23 protein-coding genes and 1 tRNA gene are annotated in these 22,625 nt (G+C 52.8%); 18 read left to right on the top strand and 6 right to left on the bottom strand.

Going from position 1 to position 22,625, the window contains the following annotated elements; genetic code table 11:
• Window positions 1-732: lipoprotein NlpA (gene nlpA, locus ED901_RS24415; protein WP_240994010.1), on the top strand; the 732-nt coding region annotated here is incomplete at its 5' end.
• 71 nt (window positions 733-803) lie between these two features.
• On the opposite strand, the gene phoC is transcribed toward nlpA, so the two are convergent.
• Entirely contained in the window at window positions 804-1,541 is a 738-nt protein-coding gene (gene phoC / locus ED901_RS24420) for an acid phosphatase PhoC (protein WP_056774350.1), read from the bottom strand.
• 137 nt (window positions 1,542-1,678) lie between these two features.
• Window positions 1,679-1,957, bottom strand: a complete 279-nt coding sequence (locus ED901_RS24425; protein WP_072158082.1) for a DUF3761 domain-containing protein — start codon at window positions 1,955-1,957, stop codon at window positions 1,679-1,681.
• Window positions 1,958-2,720: 763 nt separating this feature from the next.
• Between ED901_RS24425 and ED901_RS24430 the strand changes: the two genes are divergently transcribed.
• Window positions 2,721-3,527: a DUF2971 domain-containing protein gene (locus tag ED901_RS24430; RefSeq protein WP_122097513.1), complete on the top strand. Its 807-nt coding sequence runs from the start codon at window positions 2,721-2,723 to the stop codon at window positions 3,525-3,527.
• An 8-nt stretch (window positions 3,528-3,535) separates the two neighbouring features.
• Entirely contained in the window at window positions 3,536-4,540 is a 1,005-nt protein-coding gene (locus ED901_RS24435) for a DUF2971 domain-containing protein (protein ID WP_122097514.1), read from the top strand.
• A 181-nt stretch (window positions 4,541-4,721) separates the two neighbouring features.
• Here ED901_RS24435 and ED901_RS24440 read toward each other — a convergent pair.
• Both ED901_RS24440 and ED901_RS24445 read right to left on the bottom strand, forming a co-directional pair.
• Window positions 4,722-4,796, bottom strand: a tRNA-Arg gene (locus ED901_RS24440).
• Window positions 4,797-4,907: 111 nt separating this feature from the next.
• The gene (locus tag ED901_RS24445) at window positions 4,908-5,825 is read right to left on the bottom strand and encodes a formate/nitrite transporter family protein (protein WP_056782081.1); all 918 of its coding nucleotides are present in this window, start codon (window positions 5,823-5,825) and stop codon (window positions 4,908-4,910) included.
• A 249-nt stretch (window positions 5,826-6,074) separates the two neighbouring features.
• Here ED901_RS24445 and ccmA point away from each other — a divergent pair, with 249 nt between their 5' ends.
• From ccmA to mlaA, 10 genes are all read left to right on the top strand, one after another.
• On the top strand, window positions 6,075-6,716 hold the full coding sequence (gene ccmA, locus ED901_RS24450; protein WP_122097515.1) for a cytochrome c biogenesis heme-transporting ATPase CcmA: 642 nt from the start codon (window positions 6,075-6,077) through the stop codon (window positions 6,714-6,716).
• A 21-nt stretch (window positions 6,717-6,737) separates the two neighbouring features.
• The gene (ccmB, locus tag ED901_RS24455) at window positions 6,738-7,397 is read left to right on the top strand and encodes a heme exporter protein CcmB (protein ID WP_122097516.1); all 660 of its coding nucleotides are present in this window, start codon (window positions 6,738-6,740) and stop codon (window positions 7,395-7,397) included.
• 216 nt (window positions 7,398-7,613) lie between these two features.
• Window positions 7,614-8,351, top strand: coding sequence for a heme ABC transporter permease (locus ED901_RS24460; RefSeq protein ID WP_056782087.1), 738 nt, complete (start codon window positions 7,614-7,616; stop codon window positions 8,349-8,351).
• The gene (ccmD, locus tag ED901_RS24465) at window positions 8,348-8,608 is read left to right on the top strand and encodes a heme exporter protein CcmD (RefSeq protein WP_056782089.1); all 261 of its coding nucleotides are present in this window, start codon (window positions 8,348-8,350) and stop codon (window positions 8,606-8,608) included. The genes ED901_RS24460 and ccmD overlap by 4 nt, the downstream gene beginning before the upstream one ends.
• Window positions 8,605-9,099, top strand: a complete 495-nt coding sequence (ccmE, locus tag ED901_RS24470) for a cytochrome c maturation protein CcmE (RefSeq protein ID WP_056782091.1) — start codon at window positions 8,605-8,607, stop codon at window positions 9,097-9,099. The genes ccmD and ccmE overlap by 4 nt, the downstream gene beginning before the upstream one ends.
• Window positions 9,096-11,069: a heme lyase CcmF/NrfE family subunit gene (locus ED901_RS24475; RefSeq protein ID WP_056782093.1), complete on the top strand. Its 1,974-nt coding sequence runs from the start codon at window positions 9,096-9,098 to the stop codon at window positions 11,067-11,069. The genes ccmE and ED901_RS24475 overlap by 4 nt, the downstream gene beginning before the upstream one ends.
• Window positions 11,066-11,617 carry a DsbE family thiol:disulfide interchange protein gene (locus ED901_RS24480; protein ID WP_056782095.1) on the top strand — a complete coding sequence of 184 codons (552 nt, stop codon included), beginning with the start codon at window positions 11,066-11,068 and terminating at the stop codon, window positions 11,615-11,617. Before ED901_RS24475 ends, ED901_RS24480 begins: the two co-directional genes overlap by 4 nt.
• The gene (locus ED901_RS24485) at window positions 11,614-12,099 is read left to right on the top strand and encodes a cytochrome c-type biogenesis protein (protein WP_056782097.1); all 486 of its coding nucleotides are present in this window, start codon (window positions 11,614-11,616) and stop codon (window positions 12,097-12,099) included. Before ED901_RS24480 ends, ED901_RS24485 begins: the two co-directional genes overlap by 4 nt.
• On the top strand, window positions 12,096-13,310 hold the full coding sequence (gene ccmI / locus ED901_RS24490) for a c-type cytochrome biogenesis protein CcmI (protein WP_122097517.1): 1,215 nt from the start codon (window positions 12,096-12,098) through the stop codon (window positions 13,308-13,310). The genes ED901_RS24485 and ccmI overlap by 4 nt, the downstream gene beginning before the upstream one ends.
• A gap of 35 nt (window positions 13,311-13,345) precedes the next feature.
• The gene (gene mlaA / locus ED901_RS24495) at window positions 13,346-14,113 is read left to right on the top strand and encodes a phospholipid-binding lipoprotein MlaA (RefSeq protein WP_056782103.1); all 768 of its coding nucleotides are present in this window, start codon (window positions 13,346-13,348) and stop codon (window positions 14,111-14,113) included.
• A gap of 67 nt (window positions 14,114-14,180) precedes the next feature.
• Here the strand turns inward: mlaA and fadL are convergent, their stop codons facing one another.
• Entirely contained in the window at window positions 14,181-15,458 is a 1,278-nt protein-coding gene (gene fadL / locus ED901_RS24500) for a long-chain fatty acid transporter FadL (RefSeq protein WP_056782104.1), read from the bottom strand.
• 417 nt (window positions 15,459-15,875) lie between these two features.
• Between fadL and ED901_RS24505 the strand changes: the two genes are divergently transcribed.
• The 4 genes from ED901_RS24505 to sixA all read left to right on the top strand — a co-directional run bounded on the left by ED901_RS24505 (window position 15,876) and on the right by sixA (window position 20,804).
• The gene (locus ED901_RS24505; protein ID WP_122097604.1) at window positions 15,876-16,208 is read left to right on the top strand and encodes a YfcZ/YiiS family protein; all 333 of its coding nucleotides are present in this window, start codon (window positions 15,876-15,878) and stop codon (window positions 16,206-16,208) included.
• 211 nt (window positions 16,209-16,419) lie between these two features.
• On the top strand, window positions 16,420-17,733 hold the full coding sequence (fadI, locus tag ED901_RS24510) for an acetyl-CoA C-acyltransferase FadI (RefSeq protein WP_056782106.1): 1,314 nt from the start codon (window positions 16,420-16,422) through the stop codon (window positions 17,731-17,733).
• Window positions 17,730-19,913: a fatty acid oxidation complex subunit alpha FadJ gene (fadJ, locus tag ED901_RS24515; RefSeq protein ID WP_122097518.1), complete on the top strand. Its 2,184-nt coding sequence runs from the start codon at window positions 17,730-17,732 to the stop codon at window positions 19,911-19,913. The genes fadI and fadJ overlap by 4 nt, the downstream gene beginning before the upstream one ends.
• A gap of 402 nt (window positions 19,914-20,315) precedes the next feature.
• Window positions 20,316-20,804, top strand: coding sequence for a phosphohistidine phosphatase SixA (gene sixA / locus ED901_RS24520; protein WP_056782111.1), 489 nt, complete (start codon window positions 20,316-20,318; stop codon window positions 20,802-20,804).
• Between the two features lie 88 nt (window positions 20,805-20,892).
• Here the strand turns inward: sixA and smrB are convergent, their stop codons facing one another.
• The gene (gene smrB / locus ED901_RS24525; protein ID WP_056782366.1) at window positions 20,893-21,432 is read right to left on the bottom strand and encodes an endonuclease SmrB; all 540 of its coding nucleotides are present in this window, start codon (window positions 21,430-21,432) and stop codon (window positions 20,893-20,895) included.
• Between the two features lie 202 nt (window positions 21,433-21,634).
• Between smrB and prmB the strand changes: the two genes are divergently transcribed.
• Window positions 21,635-22,567, top strand: coding sequence for a 50S ribosomal protein L3 N(5)-glutamine methyltransferase (prmB, locus tag ED901_RS24530; RefSeq protein ID WP_056782114.1), 933 nt, complete (start codon window positions 21,635-21,637; stop codon window positions 22,565-22,567).
• Window positions 22,568-22,625 lie beyond the last annotated feature (58 nt).

Here is a 22,625-nt window from a genome sequence, read left to right on the forward strand (position 1 = left end):
GATGCGAAACATATTAAGGTGGGGGTGATTAACGGCGCCGAGCAGGATGTGGCGGAAGTGGCTAAAAAAGTCGCCAAAGAGAAATACGGTCTGGAGGTCGAGCTGGTCGGTTTCAGCGGTTCGTTACTGCCGAACGATGCCACTGAGCATGGCGATCTGGATGCGAACGTCTTCCAGCATCGCCCGTTCCTTGAACAGGATAATAAAGCGCATAACTATCATCTGGTCGCCGTCGGCAATACCTTCGTTTTCCCGATGGCCGGTTATTCAAAGAAAATTAAAACCGTTGATCAACTCAGCGAAGGCGCGACGGTCGCGATCCCGAATGATCCGACCAATCTCGGGCGTGCGCTGTTGCTGCTGCAAAAAGAAAAACTGATCACCCTGAAAGAGGGAACCGGCCTGCTGCCGACGGCGCTGGATATCACTGCAAACCCGCATCATCTGAACATTATGCAGCTGGAAGGTGCGCAGTTACCGCGCGTGCTGGACGACCCGAAAGTTGACGTGGCGATCATCAGCACTACCTACATTCAGCAAACCGGACTCTCGCCGGTGCATGACAGCGTGTTTATCGAAGATAAAAACTCTCCCTACGTCAATATTCTGGTCTCGCGGGAAGACAATAAAGAGGCGCAGAACGTGAAGGAGTTTCTGAATTCTTACCAGTCGCCAGAAGTGGCGAAGGCGGCAGAGAAAATCTTTAACGGTGGCGCGGTGCCGGGGTGGTGACAGGCGGTTGAGGTGTCAGACAGGCGCTGAACCGCGCCTGTCTGACCAAAGCGTCACATCATGATGCCGCTTTATTTATGTTGTTTCGCAAACTCTTCTTTGGCTTTCTTCAACTGCTGCTGGAAGGCGTCGTTGGTGTGAAGCGTGGCGACCACCGCGGAGCCGACGATGCGGGCGGCATCGACATCGCTCTGCCAGTGGTATCCGCAGATCACACGGCTCTGGCCCAGATCATAACCGCGCTGAAGGATTTGATCCTGACGTTGCGGGTTGATTTCAGTCAGTACCAGCGCGGTCGCCCAGCCGATAGAGGTGTGGCCGGAAGGATAGGATCCGTTCTTCGACAGCTTATCTTGCTCGGTGGTGTTACAGGTCGGCACGCCGTAGAACGCAAACGGACGAATGCGCATGTACTTCTCTTTGGCTGAGCGGGTCGCAAGATCGCCGGCATCTTCAATCATATTGGTCAAAAGCTTGTGCAACTCCGGCGTATCTTTGGCTGTGATCGGCGAGCCGAACGCACCGGAGAAGGCATTCGCCACGCCGCCGCCGCTCAGGTTAGCGTCTTCAGCAGCCTGTTTACCGCGCTCGGTTGAACGCAGCAACCGGCCCTGTTCATACATGGCCTGATCGTTGAGAAACGCGATACTGCCGACGGCAGGTGGCGGCGGAAGCAACGTCAGGCTGTTGATCGCCTGATCGTTTTTCAGATAGTAAAGGTCTGGTTTGGTGGTCGCATCGTTGCCGGTGAGGGCGAATGCATTGACAGAAAACAGGCTGGCGAGGCAAAAAGTAGTCAAAGTCTTCATCAAAGTTTCCTTACTTACATCTTAGATTTCATTACGAACTCATTTACGTAACATTTTTTAACATGTGTAAGTAAAACAAATTTTTTGCAGGAAAGTTTGCGTGAGATCTCAAAACTGGGAATTTGTGGAGATTGCTGTCAGTTGAGCCAGGCAGCGACACCCCCGTGTCTGGAACAGGTCCCCCGTCGATGCGTACTGAAACTGTAGGTGCCATCCCTGCACTGAGCCGATGCGCCATCGGGCGCGTTACCCGATTTCGTATGCGCCGGACGGTGAATTTCCTGCCCGTCAGAGTTGGTGTAATCCCCTTGCTCGACAAGTTCATTATCCTGAGGCGGAGACTGTGTATGCTGTTTTGCCGTTGCGGTATTGAATAAAAGCGTGATCGCAAAAAGAACAAATCCGAGTAAGCGCATGATGGCACTGCATCCCTGTCGTTGCTGTATGGGTTGTAATTATTTGCGACGAGAATACACCTGAAAACCACATAAACAATGCTGATATTTGAACAGTAGTTGAGCGGCTAAAGGATGTGCATAAAGAGAAGGAGGGATATATTTTTGGAGCAAGATGAACAGGATTTGAAGGGGTGGATGGTGTTTCCATACGTGTAGTCCCAGTACCAAGACATATTTTAGGATCTTAAGATGATTGCGCGGAGTATCCCTCGCTGAGCCCCTGCGGGAATAAATGCCCACTCATATGACATTGTCTGTGAGTAACAACAGGAAAAGGTAAAGTGCGTTAGTGAGACATAATTATGGCAGTTCGCAGAAATCAGCTTGTTGATAGAAAGTTCAAATAGGGAGCCGCTGGTCTTAACCTTACATTTTTTTCAGTTTTGTTTTTATCCCTTGTGCTGCCAGAGCGCATGGCGCAAGAGTTCTCATGTTTTACCCCAGCCATATACCACCCCCTTTTTCGGTGACTCATTTTCACGTAAAACTGAAAAATACTGAAATTCATCTCAATCTTTTCAGTTTGGGATTTACGAGATAACCCCAGGCGCGGTGCGGTCTGGCGTATCGGTTTGTAGAAAATGAAAACTGAAAAACTTATGCATTACAAAAACTTCTGGTGGGTGCGGTGTAGTGCATTTTTCGACATTTGAGCGTCTTCATGCGTTAAGTTATAATAATGGACATTAAGAGCTTCAAAGTTAGAATAAGGATATCCGCTTTGTATATATACAAATATCGTAAATTTGAAAAGAATAGTCTAAATGCTTTGAAGGAAAATAAAATATGGTTCTCGCAAGGTGTTAAATTTAATGATCCATTCGATTGCTCAGTTAATGTTCCAGTTAATTTAATGAGTAAAGGGTCATTGAAGGAGTTTATTTATAAAAACACAACCAATAGTAGCATGTTTGAGATTGCTAAGAATAACCATTACATTCTTGAAGAAGTCATCAATAAACAAATGGAGGATAGTCAGTTATTGATAGATACTTTAGGTGTACAATCTCATGAGTTAGCACCTGTATTTAATATTGTTGCGGCAACTCTACTTAGGAGTTTTGTATGTTGCTTCTCTACAACATCCACCAATCCATTGTTATGGTCTCATTATGCTGATTCACACACAGGATTTTGCATAAGATTTAAAAAAGAAATATTGCTCAGGGATTTATCAATTTCAGAATTTGGAAATGTAATTTACAATAATGAACCAGTAAATATTATGAAAGGAACGTATGACGGTAGTAATTTAGCTAAAAATATTATATTCAGTAAGTCAGAAGCATGGGCTTACGAAAAAGAATACCGTTTTATTCATAATGACTTAGCAATTTCCGAGACGGACTTTTATCGAGTTTGTACCTATTCTGATGAGGCTATTGATTGCATAATTCTAGGGTTTTCGGCAGATACAGAAGCCTTAAACAAGTTACTAGATGTGATTGAAGGGAAAAAAATCATTATTAAAAAAATAAAAAGGGCTCAACATGGTTTTGAGCTTTATGTAGATACGAAAAATTATTAGGATGCAGAGTGAAAGTATATAAATACAGAAGTGGAGAGGGTCTAGCATTAAAACGGGATTTGAGAAGCCTTATCAATAATGAAATATATAGTGCTCCTATTGATAGTTTAAACGATATCTTTGAAGCTAAGTATATTCTTGATGAAGGGGGCTTTAAACTCAACTTGATGGACAATTATCTTGAGGGTGATAATTTAAATGACATAAAAAATAATGCACTGGATGTTTTAAATAAATATATTGAATTATCCGGTAAATTTGGTGTGTATTCATTGAGTAAAAATTATGGTGATGAAATTTTATGGGCTTACTATGCTAATTCGCATAAAGGTTTCTGCCTAGAGTATGAGCTTGATGAATTAGTATCTTACAGGATGCGAGATGAACTTATCATAGATGTGATATATCAAAAAGAAGTTCCCACTTTAACCTTCACTGATTTATTTGTTTTTCAAAAAACAAAAAGTTTACAAAGTGCTCTCAACAAAAAGTTAATAGCAACGAAGTCAGAAAGATGGAGTCATGAACGCGAGTTGAGAATAGTGACAGCTGTGTCTGGGAAATATAAGTATGAATATAATAGTTTAAAAGCAATATATTTTGGTTGTAGGAGTCTTACATATTTGCATAAATTTGTTATGAAAGTAATGAAAGGAAGAGGTATTAAATACTATAAAATGCAAACTAGAAGTAATTCTTATGAGTTGGAGAGGGTTGAACTTAGAGATGAATATGCTGGTTATACATACAAGAAAATAGAACTGGCAGTTGTAGAGGATGGCATTCCCTATATTTCATTGGCTAATAAGAAATATGAAAATTATTTTCACGATGCAATTAAGATAGTGTCAGAGTTACCCAATAGTAAAATAATATCTGACGTAGATTTATCTGTTTTTAGAGGGAGTGCCTCCAATCCTATGATTTTCGTTATATATATATCAGACGATGATAAATATCAGAAGAAATATTTTTCTTTAGCGGAGATTGATGCTTATTTTAAAAGAAAATAATCATGATTTTGAACGATTTTTTAGATTATCCAAATTAAGTTATGCTCCTTTGACTCACTATCTTGCTTGCGTCATTAGAGGCGGCAAATGGGACTCGAACGTAGATAAGCATGAGCTGTTTAAATGAGTTGTCTGAGACAGTAGTCTTTTAGATTTAAAAAAACATAATGAGAACTAAAAATGGTGTCCCCTACAGGAATCGAACCTGTAACTAGCCCTTAGGAGGGGCTTGTTATATCCGTTTAACTAAGGAGACACGGGCGCCTGTGGAAAGCGCCCGCGTAGTATACCCGTTTTTCTCTCAATAATAAGGCGTTAGCCTGCCGTTTGGTCGTTTCCTCGCCAGTTGCGGCGGTTTTACTGACGTTTACGGTTTCGCGGCCTCTTTCTTCGCGGCTTCCTGTTCCTCTTTTTTGGCTTTGGCTTTCTTCTGGTTACTCATGTCGTTACGGATCTGCGCGTGGCTGATCAGTGCGAAGATAAAGGTGCCACCGGCGATGTTCCCCGCGAGCGTTGGCAGGGCGAACGGCCAGATGAATTCATACCAGGGGATTGCGCCGGAGAACACCAGGTAGAGAACCTCCACCGAACCGACCACGATGTGCGTCAGGTCGCCTATTGCCACCATGTAGGTCATCAGCATGATCACCCAGAGTTTGGCGGTACCGGCTGACGGGATCATCCACACCATCGTGGCAATCAGCCAGCCGGACACCATTCCGCCGACAAACATGGCTTCCGGGCCTTTCTCCATGATCTCCAGACTGATGGTGCGGAAGGCTTCGTCAGTGGTGGTATCGAAGAACGGCACCAGATGGAACGCCAGCGCCGCAATCCCGCCGCCGAGGATGTTGCCGCCCAGCACCAGACCCCATAACCGCAGCAGCAGCAGGATATTTTTGCCGGTCAGTTTTTGCATCACCGGTAAAACCGCCGTCACGGTGTTTTCAGTGAACAGCTGCTGGCGCGCCATGATGACAATAATGAACCCGACGGTATAACCGATGTTCTCGATGAAGAACCGTTCCGGGGAATCCGGCAGGCGTGCGTGCAGAATGCCTTTCGCCATTAATGACGCGCTGATGGAAAGCCCGGCGGCGATGGCTGACCACAATAAAGCCTGCCCGTCGCGCTCCAGCTCTTTCTCACCTTCCATGCGGATAACTTCGTGTACCGCTGCGGCTTTGGACGGCAAATTGTCCTCGCCGGTTTCGATCTCTTTGCCCTGTGCGTGCTCGTCACTGTCGACGTCACTGTTGCCCTGTTTTTTGTGCTCTTGTTGCATGGTGATTCCTTCGGTGTGCCGCAAGGCGGCTTTAAAATGTGTTCAGGGATAAGCATAGGCGAGACAACGCGTTTATGAGCAAATATACATAAAAGTTACAAAGCATTAACCCATGAACCTTATGGGACAATTTGTGGATTGTGTGCTGGATTTCAGGGTTTTCAGCCATGTAAACTGTGGCACCTTGCGCTGCGTCGCCTCTGACGCCTGTGATATGATGCGTACTTGTGAAAAATAAGAGATATCCTCATGTTTGAAGCCCTTAATCTGAGTTGTGTTCGCGATGAGCGAACCTTGTTCAGCGGCTTAAGTTTCACCCTCGAACCGGGTGAAATCGTGCAGATTGAGGGGCGCAACGGCGCCGGTAAAACCAGCTTAATGCGCATTCTTGCCGGGCTTTCCTCTGCGGACGCCGGTGAAGTTCGCTGGCAGGGCGTGAATACCCGCCGTCAGCGCGACGTTTTTCATCAGCAGCTGCTGTATCTCGGCCACCAGCCCGGCGTAAAGTCAGTGCTTACTGCGTTTGAAAACCTTGCCTTCTATCTGTCTGTTAACCGCCCATCCGGAAAGGCTGAAGCCGATGCCGATGCGATTTATCAGGCATTAGACAATGTCGGGCTGCTGGGGTACGAGGATGTGACAGTGGCGCAAATGTCCGCCGGACAGCAGCGCCGCGTTGCCCTGGCGCGTTTATGGCTAAGCACCGCGCCGTTATGGATCCTTGATGAACCGCTGACCGCCATTGATAAACAAGGCGTTGCCACGCTGATCAACCTGTTTGAACAACACGCAGAGCAGGGCGGCATGGTGCTGCTGACCACGCATCAGGATTTGCAGGGCGTGAGCCGTGACGTGCGAAAACTCCGTCTGACCAGCGAAGAGCTGGCGTGACGCCTGGGGAAATGAGACGGAATGTTTACTAAAGTCCTGCGACGTGAACTGAAAATTGCCTTTCGCAAAAGCGCCGAAATTATCAACCCGCTGTGGTTTTTCCTGATTGTGATCACTCTGTTTCCGCTAGGCATTGGCCCGGAGCCTAAGCTGCTGGCGCGGATAGCACCCGGTATTGTCTGGGTCGCGGCGCTGTTGTCTTCGCTTCTGGCGCTGGAAAGGTTGTTCCGTGATGACTATCTGGATGGCACGCTCGAGCAACTGCTGTTACTGCCTTCGCCGCTGGCGCTCACGGTTGTGGGGAAAGTATGTGCTCACTGGGTGGTGACCGGTCTGCCATTACTGCTCCTGTCACCGCTGGTTGCTTTACTGCTTTCGCTGGATTTTGAAACCTGGAAAGCGGTGGCGCTGACCCTGTTACTGGGCACGCCGACGCTGAGTTTTATCGGTGCGATTGGCGTGGCGCTCACCGTCGGGCTGCGCAAAGGCGGCGTGCTGCTCAGCCTGCTGGTGCTGCCGCTGTATATTCCGGTACTGATTTTTTCCACCGGCGCGATTGATGCGGCGTCGATGTCGATGCCGATCGACGGTTATCTGGCTATCCTCGGCGCGATGCTGGCGGGCAGTGCGACGTTAGCGCCCTTCGCCACGGCGGCGGCGCTGAGAGTGAGCGTCCACTGACAGTTGTGTCTGTGCGCCGTGTGAAGTGGAATTATTTTACCTGTCGTTACAATACGGAAGAAAAAACGCAACCTTTGACTAACATCACATTTCTCTATGATCAAAAATAGAGAGATTGCTAAGTAAGTGCGGAAGACCGCTGTCTGACCGCGCAAGAGCCCGATGAGGCTCCACGGCAACCCGCACAGTGACATTTTAGAGTGAGCAACGATAACAATGTGGAAATGGTTACATCAACTCGCAAGGCCTGAACGGCTTTACCACGTCTGTGGCCGGTTCATTCCGTGGCTCGGGCTGCTTGGCATTGCCTGCCTGCTGATCGGCTGGGTATGGGGTTTTGGCTACGCGCCGCCGGATTATCAGCAAGGTAACAGTTACCGGATTATGTATATTCATGTCCCGGCGGCCATCTGGTCGATGGGAATTTACAGCGGCATGGCTATCGCCGCCTTTATCGGGCTGGTGTGGCAGATGAAAATGTCCGATCTGGCCGTGGCTGCCATGGCACCGGTGGGGGCTGTTTTCACGTTCATTGCACTGGTTACCGGCTCTGCCTGGGGCAAACCGATGTGGGGCACCTGGTGGGTGTGGGACGCACGTCTGACGTCCGAGCTGGTGTTACTGTTCCTCTATCTTGGCGTGATTGCGCTCTACAACGCGTTCGACGATCGCCGTCTGGCGGGGCGTGCGGCCGGTATTCTGGTGCTGGTCGGCGTGGTGAATATCCCGATCATTCATTATTCCGTGCAATGGTGGAACACCCTGCATCAGGGGTCGACCAATATGCAGCAAACCATCGACCCGAGTATGCGCTACCCGCTGCGCTGGGCGATCTTCGGTTATCTGTTCTTCTTTATTACCCTGACGCTGATGCGCTTACGTAACCTGATCCTGGTTCAGGAGCGTCTGCGTCCGTGGGTGGCTGGCCTGCTGAATAAGGAGCGTCGCGGATGAGCCCTGCCTTCTCAAGCTGGCATGATTTCTTTGCGATGGGCGGCTATGCGTTTTATGTCTGGCTGTCCGTTGCCGCCACGCTGATTTCCCTGATTGCGCTGGTGGCGCACACCTTCGTGCAGCACCGCCAGATCCTCAATGAGGTCCGCCGCCGTCAGGCCCGCGAAAAACGCATTATTCAGTCTCAGTCTAAAAAACAGCCTGGCGCACAGACGTCAGCGCTGGAACCGGACACCTCCCCGGAGAAGTTATTGTGAATCCACGTCGTAAAAAGCGCATGACGCTGGCGCTGCTGGTGCTGATCGGCCTTGGCCTGAGCATCACGCTGGTGATGTACGCGCTGCGCTCCAATATTGATTTGTTCTATACGCCGGGTGAAATTTTGCAGGGCAAAGGGGAAAACCACGAAATGCCGGAAGTTGGCCAGCGGTTGCGCATCGGCGGCATGGTGATGCCCGGTTCGGTAAAACGTGACCCGAAAAGTTTGCAGGTGAGTTTTAAAATTTATGATGCGCGCGGGGCGATTGCGGTGACCTACAACGGCATTCTGCCCGACCTGTTCCGTGAAGGGCAGGGCGTGGTGGCGCAGGGCGTGATGGAACCGGGAAACGTGGTGAATGCCATTCAGGTTCTGGCGAAACACGATGAAAACTATGTGCCGCCGGAAGTCGCCGACGCCATGAAAGAAAACCACAAAGGGCCTGCTTCGGCCTATGTGGGTAACGAGAAAGGAAACGACCGCTCATGATGCCGGAACTGGGAACATTTGCACTTTGTCTGGCATTAGGTCTGGCGGTGTTACTGAGTATTTATCCGCAGTGGGGCGCGGCGCGGCAGGATAGCCGCATGATGGCGATGGCGCGTCCGCTGGCTTACGGGATGTTTGCCTGCATCACGCTGGCATTCATTATTCTGGTCCATGCGTTTGTGGTGAATGATTTCACCGTCGCCTATGTCGCGAACAATTCCAACACCCATCTTCCGGTGTATTACCGGGTGGCGGCCACCTGGGGCGCGCACGAAGGTTCCCTGCTGTTGTGGGTGCTGTTGCTCAGTTGCTGGACGCTGGCGGTGGCATTGTTCAGCCGCCAGATGCCGCAGGATGCCATCGCGCGCGTGCTGGCCGTGATGGGCATGATCACCGGCGGCTTCCTGCTGTTTATCCTGCTGACCTCGAATCCGTTTATCCGCTCATTGCCGAATTTCCCGGTGGACGGCAGTGACCTCAATCCGGTGTTGCAGGATATCGGCCTGATTTTCCATCCGCCGTTGCTGTACATGGGATATGTCGGTTTCTCCGTAGCATTTGCTTTCGCGATTGCTTCACTGATGGCAGGGCGCCTGGATACCGCGTGGGCGCGCTGGTCACGTCCGTGGACGCAGGCCGCATGGGTATTTCTGACCATCGGTATCGTGCTCGGATCGGCGTGGGCTTATTACGAATTAGGCTGGGGCGGCTGGTGGTTCTGGGATCCGGTTGAAAACGCCTCCTTTATGCCGTGGCTGGCAGGGACGGCGCTGATCCACTCGCTCGCCGTCACGGAAAAACGCGGGACGTTCAAAGCCTGGACCGTGCTGCTGGCGATCACCGCCTTCTCGCTGTGTCTGCTCGGGACATTCCTGGTGCGCTCCGGCGTGCTGGTGTCGGTTCACTCGTTCGCCTCGGATCCGGCGCGCGGCATGTTTATTCTGGCTTATCTGGTGATTGTGATTGGCGGTTCGCTGCTGCTGTACGCCATCAAAGGTAATTCGGTGCGTGCGCCGAGCCGTCACGAACTGCATTCGCGCGAAACGTATTTGCTCAGCAATAACGTTCTGCTGGTGGCGGCGATGCTGGTGGTGCTGCTCGGCACGCTGTTGCCGCTTATCCATAAACAACTGGGTATGGGCAGTATTTCTATCGGCGAACCCTTCTTCAATACGATGTTTACCTGGCTGATGGCGCCGCTGGCGCTGCTGCTGGGCATCGGGCCGCTGGTGCGCTGGCGTCGTGATGAGCCGAGCAAACTGTGGCGTCGTCTGGGCGTGGCGCTGTTGGTCACGCTGGTCTTGTCGATTCTTCTGCCGTGGTTGTTGCAGGACAAGATCGTCGGCATGACCGTGGTCGGCATGCTGATGGCCGTGTGGGTGATTGTGCTTACCCTGATGGAATTGCACGAACGCGCCACGCATCGCCACTCGTTCTGGCGCGGCCTGACCAAACTTTCCCGCAGCCACTGGGGCATGGTGCTCGGCCATCTGGGCGTGGCGGTGACGGTGATCGGCATCGCGTTCAGCCAGAATTACAGCGTTGAGCGTGATGTGCGCATGAAAGCCGGCGATACCGTGGATATTCATGACTATCACTTTATCTTCCGCGACGTTCGCGATATTACCGGTCCGAACTATACCGGCGGTGAGGCGAATATTGACGTCACGCAGAACGGCAAAAAAATCACCACGCTGCATGCTGAAAAACGCTTCTACAGCGTGGCGCGCAGCATGATGACCGAAGCGGCCATTGACGGCAATCTGGCGCGCGACCTTTACGCCGCGCTGGGTGAAGAGATGGACGACGGTTCGTGGGCGGTGCGTTTGTACTACAAACCTTTTGTCCGCTGGATATGGCTGGGTGGCCTGTTTATGGCAGCCGGTGGCGTGATGTGTATTTTGGATCCGCGATACCGCATGAGTAAAAAACTCAAAAAACAAGGTCTGGCGGAGGCTGAAGACGCATGAACCGTAAACTCCTCTTTATTCCGCTGTTCTTGTTCCTGGCGCTGGCGGCGGCATTTCTGGTGCAGCTGACCCGCAATGCCAACGGCGATGATCCGACCCTGCTGGAATCTGCGCTTATCGGCAAACCTGTGCCGGTGTTTACGCTGGAATCGCTGGCCGAGGCCGGGAAAACTTACGATCAGTCGGTACTGCGCGATGGCAAACCGATGCTGCTCAACGTCTGGGCGACCTGGTGCCCGACCTGCCGGGCTGAACATGATTATCTGAACCGGCTTGCCGCCACCGGCGTGCGTGTGGTCGGGCTCAATTACAAAGACAACCGGCAGAAAGCGGTGAACTGGCTGAATACGCTGGGCAATCCTTACATGCTGAGCCTGTACGACGGCGATGGCATGTTAGGCTTAGATCTCGGCGTTTACGGCGCACCGGAAACCTTCCTGATCGACGGTCAGGGCATCATCCGCTATCGCCATGCCGGTGACTTAAATGAGAAAGTCTGGCAGGCCGAAGTCTTGCCGCTGTACAAAAAGTACGGAGGTGGCGCATGAAAATGCTTTCGTCATTGCCGGCGTTAGTGCTCGGCCTGATGCTGAGCGTCAGCGCGTTTGCCGCCATCGACACCTACCAGTTTGCCTCGCCGGAGCAGGAACAGGCGTATCGCGACATCACGGCACAACTGCGCTGCCCGAAATGCCAGAACACCAACATCGCCGCGTCTGATTCGATTATCGCCGCTGACATGCGCACCAAAGTCTTTCAGTTGCTGAAAGAGGGGCAAGATCGCCAGCAAATCGTCGCCTACATGGTGGCGCGCTATGGCAATTTCGTCACGTACGAACCGCCGGTCACGCCATCGACCCTGATTTTGTGGCTGGGACCGGTGCTGGTGGTGCTCATCGGCGGCGCAATGATTTTCATGCGCGCCCGCCGTGGCCCGGTGAGCAGCAGAACCGCCGCACAACAGATGCCTGAACAAGAGAGACAGCGCCTGGCGCAGTTACTTAAAGACAGCGACAGGAAAGGATCATGAGTATTTTTTGGCTGTGTATTTTGGTGATGCTGGTCATCGCGCTGGCGCTGTTTATCGTGCCGGTTCTGCGCGGCGACCGCCGCGAACACACCACGCGCGATGCGCTGAACAAAGCGTTTTATCATCACCGGTTAAGTGAGCTGGAAGAAGACGAAGCGCAGGGCGTGGTGGATGAACGTCCGGCGCATATTCAGGAATTACAGGAAAATCTGCTGACCGATATTCCGGCCGGTCAGGCACCGGCGGCGTCGCAGCCGATCGCGCGCTGGACGCTGGTACCGGGCGCACTGTTGCTGGTGATCATCACGCTGGGAGTGTATCTCTACGCCGGGGGGCTGGGGCAGGTGAGTGCGTGGAATCAGGTGATGCAGCGTATGCCCGATTTGCGTCACCGCATCGCAGACGATCGCGGCACACCGCTGACCATTATGGATGTACAGGATTTAGGATTAGGCCTGCGCACTGAGTTACAGGACGATCCGAAAAATGTGCAGGACTGGGTGATGCTTGGCCGCGTTGGTATGGCGCTCAATAATGGCGCAACGGCGACGCAGGCTTACGCCCATGCATATGCCCTTGCGCCGGATGATGTGGCGGTAAAACTCGGGTATGCCGAAGTGTTAACCCGCTCTTCCGATCCGCAGGATAACCTTACCGGGGGAAATCTCCTGCGCGGTATGCTGGAAAAATCTCAGGGTGACCTGCGTGTATTAAGCCTGCTGGCCTATAATGAATTTGAACAGGGGCACTACCCGCAAGCGATTGGTGCGTGGGAAGTTATGCTGAAAATTCTGCCCGTCGGTGACAAGCGCCTTGAGATGGTGCGTGCCAGTATCGAACAGGCGAAACAAAAGTCCGGTGCCGATCAGGCAAAACTGGCCGTCAACGTCAGCCTTTCTGCCACGGCTCAGCAGACACTGCCGCAGGATGGCACGGTCTTTATTTCGGTGACCGACGGCAGCAGCCCGGTGCCGGTGGCAGTGAAAAAACTGCCCCTGAGCCGCTTCCCGCTGGCGATCACCGTGGACGACAGTAATGCGATGATGCCGGAACGCTTGCTTTCTTCGCTGCATCAATTAAAAGTACGCGTTCGTATTTCACAGAATGGTCTGGCGACGCCAGCTTCGGGTGACTGGTACGGCGACAGTCCGCTGACAGATTTTGCCGGTAACGGTCAGGTCAGCATTGAAATTAATCAGCAGGTTCCGTAATCAGAGAGCCGAAGATCAATAACAGGGAGATATCCATGAACTTACGCCTGACTGGGCTGGCGTTTGCGACCGTTTTACTGGTCGGTTGTGCCGGCACGTCCGGATCCTCTGACAGCGAACAGCAGGGACGTTCTGATCCGCTGGAAGGTTTCAACCGGGTCATGTTCGACTTCAACTATAACTATATGGATCCGTATCTGGTGCGGCCTGTTGCCGTGGCGTGGCGTGATTATGTCCCGCAACCGGCGCGTAACGGCACCAGTAACTTCCTCAGCAACCTCGACGAACCGGCCAGCATGGTGAACTCCTTGCTCAAAGGTGACCCGTACCGCGCGGCGATCCACTTCAACCGCTTCTTCCTGAACACCTTGTTAGGGATGGGCGGTCTGATTGACGTGGCAGGAATGGCGAACCCGAAACTGGCGCGTGAAGAGGCGCAGGGCTTTGGCAGCACGCTGGGACATTATGGTGTCGGTTACGGCCCGTACGCCGTTCTGCCAGGTTATGGCAGCGCGACCCTGCGTGACGAGGGGGGCGATTTAGTCGATGATCTCTATCCGATGCTCAGCTATCTGACGTTCTGGATGTCAGCCGGTAAATGGGTGCTGGAAGGCGTCGAAACCCGTGCTGAATTGCTGGATTCTGATGGCATCATTCGTAACTCTTCTGATCCTTACCTGATGATCCGTGAAGCTTACTTCCAGCGTCACGACTTCCTGGCGAGAGGCGGTCAGCTGACGCCGCAGGAAAACCCGAATGCGGCACTGATTCAGGGTGACCTGAAAGATATCGATTCGGAATAACCGTTTCGTCGCCATAAAAAAAGCGCCTTTCGGCGCTTTTTTCATTTCAGGCGTCACACTCAACTCATCAGAAGCTGTAGTTAAAGTTCGCGCCGTACAACATGGCCGTTCCTTTCGCCTGGAATTCATACTTAGGCGCGTTGGCAGACACCTGCTCGCTGATGTTGACGGTCTGGCCATGCATATAAGAGACGCCGACATCCACTGAAGCATCTTTGGTGAATGCGTACGTGGTCCCTGCAGAGACCCAGAAGCGGTCCTGATCCGGAATCGAAATGGTGCGGTTATCCGCCGGAACCGGGCTGTCATCGAATGCCACACCGGTACGGAAGGTCCAGTTTTCGTCGTAGTAATAGGTGGTACCCAGCGCGATGCGGTAAGCATCGTGATAGCCTTCGTCTTTCTGGAACAGGGTCTGGCCGTTAGAACCGGTGGCTTTCAGCTCCTGGAACTGGCTCCAGCTGGTGTAAGCCAGGCTGTAGTGAACGGCCCATTTTGGCGCAACGCGGTTATAACCTGACACTTCCCACATTTCCGGCAGGTTCAGGGTCAGGGAGCCAGGCACGGTTTGACCGCCAGTGCCGCCCAGTGCGCGTGGAATGCCGTTACGGTATTCTCCGTCGAAATCAATTTTCACTTCTGAACGGTAAGTGAAGGCGTAGCGGTTGTTGTCATCGACTTCATACAGAATACCGGCGTTCCAGCCGTAGCCCCATTCGTTGCCTTTCAGCTTGGCCGCTTCGGTATCTTCAGAAATCAGACCACGGGTCGCCAGCGGGGCGAGTTCACCGGCGGTACGACGAATTTTTGCTTTCGCATAAACGGCATCAAAGCCCACGCCGAAGCTGAAGTTCTCGTTGAAACGATAAGCGACGCTTAAGTTATTATTGATGGTCATCAGATCGGTTTCGCCACCGATCGGGCCCGCCGGGTAATTATCGTTAAACTCGGTCGCCAGACCGTAGTTAGACGTCGCCGACGCACCCACTGCCCACTGTTCATTCAGCGGCATAATAAAGTGAATATTCGGCACCCACTGGTTCGGCGCAATGTTACCTGCATCGGTGCTGGCACCGGTGACCGGGGATTTGCCCGTCACGCTGACATCCGGGTCAACGTAAACCGCACCGATGGAAAATGCCGGACGATCAAACATCGTCATGGTCGCCGGGTTGCGGCTACCAGACGCCGCGGTGTCTGCAATCGCGCCTTCACCAGAGAAGGAACGACCTAAACCCGCAGCGGTATATTCGTTGAGCTGAAAACCTGCTGCATAAACGTTGGAAGAAACAATTGCCACTGCAGCTGCCAGAGCTGATCTTTTAAACAGGTTTTTCTGGTTCATGACCAAAACCTCAATTTTATGTTTTTTATCAAACAATGTTACATCGAGTAACAATGAGCGCGGGATTGTAGGGTCCGTTATCAGTCTGACAAATCAGACCAGTGAGCGAAGTATAGGTCTGACCTGTGGTGTAGTTGCAATCATGTTTCATTGATATTTCTTATTTGATGCAAGAAATCGGATCCACTTAACAAAAAACCAACATTAAAAGTTCAATTCAGAAACGTTAAACTGAGAAACCTGACTTAAATTTAATCTGTTCTTCACCATTTTGTGATCTGAAGCACGATAAACACACATAAAAAGTAAGTGCTAGTCGAAGCGGGAGAGGGTGGCGTAAAATACGAAAGGAAAATAAATCTTAAATTCGCAAAAGGCCAGACGGTGGACGTTGCCGTTGATGCCGGGGAGAAAATTATGTCTGACGTAACCATGTCCTCTAAATCCACCCAACCTCTGCACTCCATCAACAAATGCGGCGCAGAAGAAACGGCAGCCTGCTGTTGTGTTGATGTGGGCACTATCATGGACAACACCGATTGCACCGCTTCTTACAGCCGCGTTTTCGAAAACGAAGCCCAGGCCAAAGAGATGCTGCAATCCCTGACCGAACGTGCGCGCGGTGTCGAATCTGAACCCTGCGAGATCACCAGCCGCATGGAAAAAGTGGACGGTGGCGTTGAGCTGAATATCGATTTCACTTTTAGCTGCCAGGCTGAAACCATGATCTTCCAGCTGGCTTTAAGATAATCCCACCTGAGCATTTCACATGCCGCTGCCCGCCCGCAGCGGTATTTTTTTGTCCGTCATCCTTTCCCGCCTGCTTTCCTTCTCATTCTAATTTCAGAAAAATTTGCTGTTGCTCGCACTTCGGCCGCTTTCGCTTTGCCAAATGTAAATACATGGTTAAAACTGAGTTATCAGGTCAGACCTCTTAGACCCTATTTACTCAGGAGCATGTATGAACAAGGTCATTCCACTGGTAACGCGTGAAGGCGATCGCATTGCGATTGTCGATGGTTTACGCACGCCATTCGCGAAACAGGCCACCGCCTACCACGGCATCCCCGCCGTGGATCTGGGCAAAATGGTGGTCAGCGAATTGCTGGCGAAAAGTGGGATTGACCCGAAAGTTATCGATCAGCTGGTGTTCGGACAGGTGGTACAAATGCCGGAAGCGCCGAACATTGCGCGCGAAATTGTGCTCGGCACCGGCATGAATGTCTCGACCGATGCTTACAGCGTCTCGCGCGCCTGTGCCACCAGTTTTCAGGCGGTGGCGAATGTGGCTGAAAGCATTCTCAGCGGAACGGTCAGCGTCGGCATCGCCGGGGGCGCAGATTCTTCCTCGGTGCTGCCCATTGGCGTCAGTAAACGTCTCGCCCGCACGCTGGTTGACGTCAACAAAGCCCGCACACTGTCACAGCGTTTGTCGCTGTTCAGTAAACTCAAACTGCGTGACCTGATGCCGGTACCTCCGGCGGTTGCGGAGTATTCTACCGGCCTGCGCATGGGCGACACCGCCGAGCAGATGGCGAAAAGCCACGGCATTACCCGTCAGCAGCAGGACGAACTGGCGCACCGTTCCCACACGCTGGCGGCGCTGGCCTGGGAACAGGGCTACCTGAACAGTCAGGTAATGGCCGCGCAGATCCCGCCGTACCGCGAGGTGCTGCAAAAAGACAACAATATCCGCCTCAATTCAGAGATCGGGCAATATGCCAAACTGCGTCCGGCGTTTGACCGCAAACATGGCACTGTCACCGCCGCCACCAGCACGCCGCTGACGGACGGCGCCGCCGCAGTGCTGATGATGAGCGAGTCCCGCGCCCGTGAGCTTGGCCTGCAGCCGCTCGGCTATCTGAAAAGTTTTGCCTTTGCCGCCATCGATGTCTGGGAAGATATGCTCCTCGGCCCGGCGTACGCCACGCCGATCGCCCTTGACCGGGCGGGGCTGACGTTTGCCGATCTCGATCTGATCGACATGCATGAAGCTTTTGCGGCACAGACGCTGGCGAACATCAAAATGCTGGGCAGCGAGCAGTTTGCCCGTGAAAAACTGGGGCGCAGCGAAGCGGTGGGGGAAATCGACTGGGATAAGTTCAATGTGCTTGGCGGTTCGCTGGCTTACGGACATCCGTTTGCCGCCACCGGCGCGCGCATGATCACCCAGACACTGCATGAATTACGCCGCCGTGGCGGAAAATACGGCCTGACGACGGCCTGCGCCGCCGGGGGTTTAGGCGCGGCGATGATCCTGGAGGCGGCACAATGAAAGACAGCATGGAAAACTCAATCACAGCGCCGGATTCCGCGTTTTCACTGATGTTTACCAACGAACATATCGGCATCATCACCATTGATGTTCCCGGTGAAAAAGTGAATACCTTAAAGGCTGAATTTGCTGAGCAAATCTCCTCTATTCTGCATAAAGCGCAGCAGTATCCGAATCTGAAGGGGCTGGTGCTGATTTCCGGCAAACCCGATTCTTTTATCGCCGGTGCTGATATCACCATGATTGCCGGCTGCAAAACCGCCGCAGAGGCCAGCCAGCTCGCGCTGAAAGGCCAGACGGTGATGTCGCAGATTGCCTCATTCTCCGTGCCGGTGGTGGCCGCCATTCACGGTGCCTGCCTCGGCGGCGGTCTGGAACTGGCGCTGGCCTGCCATGCCCGCATTTGTTCGCTGGATGATAAAACTCAGCTCGGCCTGCCGGAAGTGCAACTTGGCCTGTTGCCAGGCTCCGGCGGTACGCAGCGCCTGCCGCGTTTAATCGGTGCGCCGAAAGCGCTGGAACTGATGCTCACCGGCCGAAGCCTGCGGGCGAAACAGGCATTGAAACTGGGGCTGGTGGATGACGCTGTACCTTATTCGATCTTGCTGCAAACGGCGCTGGAACGCGTAGCCAAAGGCCGCAGGGCGCGCCCTGTGCTGCCGTGGCAGGCAAGACTGGCGGGCGGACCGCTGGGGAAAAGTGTGCTGTTCCATTTTGTGCGCAAACAGACGCGCGCCAAAACCCACGGCAATTATCCGGCCACCGAAAAAATCATCGATGTGGTGAAAACCGGTCTGGATCAGGGCAGCGGTAACGGTTATCAGGCGGAAGCAAACGCCTTTGGCGAACTGGTGATGACGCCTGAATCCGCTGCGCTGCGTAGCTTATTCTTTGCGTCCACGGCGCTGAAAAAAGAAACAGGTGCGGACGCCCAACCGCTGCCGCTTCGCCGTGTCGGCATTCTTGGCGGCGGGCTGATGGGCGGGGGTATCGCTAACGTTACGGCCACCCGCGCCGGGCTGCCGGTGCGTATCAAAGACATCAATGTCGAGGGTATCCGCCATGCGCTGAAATACAGCTGGGATTTGCTGGAGAAAAAAGTGCGCAGCCGCAGACTGACGCGCAATGAACAGCAACGCCAGATGATGCTTATTTCAGGCACCACCGATTACAGCGGCTTTGCGCAGGTGGATCTGGTGGTTGAAGCCGTCTTCGAAGATCTGGCGCTGAAACAGGGCATGGTGGCGGAGATTGAGAAAAATGCCGCTCCGCACACTATTTTCGCTTCAAACACCTCTTCTTTACCTATTCATCAGATAGCCGCACAGGCGGAAAGACCTGAAAAGGTGATTGGTCTGCACTATTTCAGCCCGGTGGATAAAATGCCGCTGGTGGAAGTGATCCCTCATGCCGGCACCAGTGCGCAGACGATTTCCACAACAGTGTCGCTGGCGAAGAAACAGGGAAAAACAGCCATTGTGGTGGGTGACAGTGCCGGGTTCTACGTTAACCGCATTCTTGCGCCTTACATCAACGAAGCGGCGCGCTGTGTTCTGGCTGGCGAACCCATCGATCATATCGACAAAGCGCTGGTCAGCTTTGGTTTCCCGGTCGGGCCGGTGCAGTTGCTTGATGAAGTAGGGATCGACGTCGGCACTAAAATCAGCCCGATTCTGGTGGATGCGTTTGGCGAACGATTTGCTGCGCCCGCCGGTTTTGATGCGGTGCTCAAAGACGATCGCAAAGGGCGTAAAAACGGCAAAGGCTTCTATCTTTATGCCCAGAAAGGGCGCATGGCTAAGAAAAAGCAGGTCGATCCTGCCGTTTATCGCCTGCTCAACGTCACCCCGAAAGTGCAGCAGCCGGAGACGGAAATCGCCCAACGTTGTGTGATGCTGATGCTCAATGAAGCGGTGCGGTGTCTGGATGAAAAGGTGATCCGCAGCGCGCGTGATGGCGATTTAGGCGCGGTATTTGGCATCGGTTTCCCACCGTTTCGCGGCGGGCCGTTCCGCTACATTGATACGCTGGGGGCGGCAAACGCGGTGAAAACCCTGGAGCAACTGGCGCAGCGTTACGGTGAACACTTTACGCCGTGCGAAGGCCTGGTGCTTCGCGCGGCGAACGGCGGGCTTTTCTATCCGAAAGGCGAGGCGAAGGAAATTGCCGACGCAGTGTGACCTCCGTCACTGTGTGACGATGTATTTCGCGAGAGTGTGGAACAGATCCTGCTTGCAGCCATACTTAAGCCTGCGGGATCTTTTTTATGGGGAGGTCGGTTTTGTACAAGAACAAACCCAAACGATTGATCTACAACCCGAGTGGTTAAAAATTAGCCTGAATAGTTTACATGCGGTAAGGGTTGGTGTAAAAAACAGCGTTTTCTTTACGTGAACTTTCAGGCAGAATGCCCGACCGCTGATGCTGACCATGCAAAGCATGTGGCCAGGCGGGTTAAGTGGATGTACTGCCTTTCAGCTTTTTTGTTGTGAAACGACGATGAAAAAACGCTGGGCAATGGGTGATACAGCACGCAAAGCGTTTCTGTATAGCGCTATTTTTGTTAACAAAAGCGGTGCAATATGCAAGTTGTTATTATGCGTCACGGTGATGCGGTTCTTGAAGCTGCAAGCGACTCGGTTCGCCCGTTAAGCGAATGCGGATGTGACGAATCAGTACATATGGCAGCCTGGCTCAATGGCCGTGGCGTCAAAATTGATCGCGTTCTGGTCAGTCCGTATCTGCGTGCGCAGCAGACGCTTGAAAAAGTGCGGCTGAGCCTGGCGCTGCCAGACAACGTTGAAATCGATACGCTGAAAGAACTGACGCCGGGCGGCGATCCCGCACTGGTGGCCAGCGAGTTGCAACATCTGGCGCTGACCGGTGTGAATGCCGTGCTGGTGGTGTCTCACTTGCCGCTGGTGGGCTATCTGGTCGCGGAACTGTGTCCGGGTCTGTGCCCGCCAATGTTTGCCACTTCCGCGATGGCCAGTGTGGAACTGAATGGTGAAACCGGGCAGGGCACTTTCGAGTGGCAATTTAGTCCGTGCCAGGTGATGGCAAAGGTTTAATTTTCCGGGATGGAAAAGTAAACAAAAGAAAGGCACAGCCGTGTGAACGCGCTGTGCCTTTCTGCTTTCTGTGTTTCGCCAGCCGGGGTTAGCTGATTTTGTCATCCAGCTCAATCAGCACCAGCAGCGAGGCGGTGCCGCCGAACTCTTTCGGCGCCTGATGAAATGCCTCGACGTCAGGATGTTGCGCCAGCCACAGCGGCGTTTGCTGCTTGAGAATATGCTTGCCGTGCCCGTGCATCACGCAGGCACAATGGACATGTTCGCGGCGACAGGCGGCAATCAGCGCGCCCAATTCCTGCTTGGCTTCCATTTGCGTTAACCCGTGCAAATCGAGAAACAGTTCCGGGGAATAATCCCCGCGGCGTAATTTTTTCAATTCAAAATGGCTGACATCAGGCCGGACATGACGTACCGGACCCTCTTCCTGCAACATCGGCTGGAATTCATCAGAAAAATAATAGCTTGCGTCCACCTGCTCCTGCAGCAGCTTTTGAGGCGACATTTGCGTCACTTTTTTTCGCCGTGGTGGATGGGTAATCGTGTCATTTTTCAGGCGCTTGACGCCCGGAACGGCCTCGCGAAATATCGCGGCTTCTTCCGGGCTCAGCAGGTGCTTTTTCTTCATTTTCGGGTCGTCTTTTTCGCACAATGCCGACAGTGTACCTGCGGGCGACCTGTGGTTTAAAGAAAACTCAGGGTTAAATTCTTCGAGACATCGCGCAAGTGCGTTGACTAGCTGCTGATTTGTGACGGGCTTCGTGGCAAACTATGCGGCAAATTATGGGTTAAACGTCTGTTAAAAACCCGTGCATGCCTGGAGAATAAAATTGGACAAAATTTTCGTCGACGAAGCGGTCAGTGAACTGCATACCATTCAGGATATGTTGCGCTGGACCGTCAGCCGCCTGAACGCAGCCAATGTCTATTACGGTCACGGCACCGATAACCCGTGGGACGAAGCCGTGCAACTGGTGTTACCGAGCGTGTTTTTGCCGCTGGATATCCCTGAAGATATGCACACTGCGCGTCTGACCTCCAGTGAGCGTCACCGCATCGTGGAGCGCGTGATCCGCCGCGTCAATGAACGTGTGCCGGTGGCTTACCTGACCAACAAAGCCTGGTTCTGTGACATGGAATTTTATGTCGATGAGCGCGTTCTGGTGCCACGCTCGCCGATTGGTGAGCTTATCACACACCGCTTCTCCGGCATTCTGCACGAGAAACCTGAGCATATTCTTGATATGTGCACCGGCAGCGGCTGTATTGCTATCGCCTGTGCCTACGCGTTTCCGGAAACCGAAGTGGATGCGGTGGATATCTCTGCCGATGCGCTGGCCGTGGCTGAACGCAATATTGATACGCACGGCATCGAGAACTGGGTCACGCCGATCCGTTCTGATCTGTTCCGCGAATTACCGCCGCTGCAATACGACCTGATCGTCACTAATCCGCCGTATGTGGATGAAGAAGACATGTCTGATTTGCCACAGGAATACCGCCACGAACCTGTGCTGGGCCTGGCTTCCGGCACTGACGGCCTGAAACTGACCCGTCGTATTCTGGCCTGTGCGCCGGATTACCTGACGGACAACGGCGTGCTGATTTGTGAAGTAGGAAACAGCATGGTACATCTGATGGAACAATATCCTGAGATCCCGTTCACCTGGCTGGAGTTTGAAAACGGCGGTGATGGCGTCTTTATGCTGACCAAACAGCAGCTCGTTGAATGCGCCGAATACTTCACCGGCTACCGTGACTAATGACTTCTCATGACCGGCCTTTCGCCGGTCATTCCAGCATCAAACATCAACATAATGG

The sequence above is a fragment of the Rahnella sp. Larv3_ips genome, from assembly GCF_003697865.1.
Classification (GTDB): domain Bacteria; phylum Pseudomonadota; class Gammaproteobacteria; order Enterobacterales; family Enterobacteriaceae; genus Rahnella; species Rahnella rivi.

Excerpts from the sequence above, each read along its gene's own strand:
- phoC (WP_056774350.1), bottom strand. The coding sequence starts at position 1,541 with ATGAAGACTTTGACTACTTTTTGCCTCGCCAGCCTGTTTTCTGTCAAT.
- ED901_RS24425 (WP_072158082.1), bottom strand. The coding sequence starts at position 1,957 with ATGCGCTTACTCGGATTTGTTCTTTTTGCGATCACGCTTTTATTCAAT.
- ED901_RS24445 (WP_056782081.1), bottom strand. The coding sequence starts at position 5,825 with ATGCAACAAGAGCACAAAAAACAGGGCAACAGTGACGTCGACAGTGAC.
- ccmA (WP_122097515.1), top strand. The coding sequence starts at position 6,075 with ATGTTTGAAGCCCTTAATCTGAGTTGTGTTCGCGATGAGCGAACCTTG.
- ccmB (WP_122097516.1), top strand. The coding sequence starts at position 6,738 with ATGTTTACTAAAGTCCTGCGACGTGAACTGAAAATTGCCTTTCGCAAA.
- ED901_RS24460 (WP_056782087.1), top strand. The coding sequence starts at position 7,614 with ATGTGGAAATGGTTACATCAACTCGCAAGGCCTGAACGGCTTTACCAC.
- ccmD (WP_056782089.1), top strand. The coding sequence starts at position 8,348 with ATGAGCCCTGCCTTCTCAAGCTGGCATGATTTCTTTGCGATGGGCGGC.
- ED901_RS24475 (WP_056782093.1), top strand. The coding sequence starts at position 9,096 with ATGATGCCGGAACTGGGAACATTTGCACTTTGTCTGGCATTAGGTCTG.
- ED901_RS24480 (WP_056782095.1), top strand. The coding sequence starts at position 11,066 with ATGAACCGTAAACTCCTCTTTATTCCGCTGTTCTTGTTCCTGGCGCTG.
- ED901_RS24485 (WP_056782097.1), top strand. The coding sequence starts at position 11,614 with ATGAAAATGCTTTCGTCATTGCCGGCGTTAGTGCTCGGCCTGATGCTG.
- ccmI (WP_122097517.1), top strand. The coding sequence starts at position 12,096 with ATGAGTATTTTTTGGCTGTGTATTTTGGTGATGCTGGTCATCGCGCTG.
- mlaA (WP_056782103.1), top strand. The coding sequence starts at position 13,346 with ATGAACTTACGCCTGACTGGGCTGGCGTTTGCGACCGTTTTACTGGTC.
- fadL (WP_056782104.1), bottom strand. The coding sequence starts at position 15,458 with ATGAACCAGAAAAACCTGTTTAAAAGATCAGCTCTGGCAGCTGCAGTG.
- ED901_RS24505 (WP_122097604.1), top strand. The coding sequence starts at position 15,876 with ATGTCTGACGTAACCATGTCCTCTAAATCCACCCAACCTCTGCACTCC.
- fadI (WP_056782106.1), top strand. The coding sequence starts at position 16,420 with ATGAACAAGGTCATTCCACTGGTAACGCGTGAAGGCGATCGCATTGCG.
- fadJ (WP_122097518.1), top strand. The coding sequence starts at position 17,730 with ATGAAAGACAGCATGGAAAACTCAATCACAGCGCCGGATTCCGCGTTT.
- sixA (WP_056782111.1), top strand. The coding sequence starts at position 20,316 with ATGCAAGTTGTTATTATGCGTCACGGTGATGCGGTTCTTGAAGCTGCA.
- smrB (WP_056782366.1), bottom strand. The coding sequence starts at position 21,432 with ATGAAGAAAAAGCACCTGCTGAGCCCGGAAGAAGCCGCGATATTTCGC.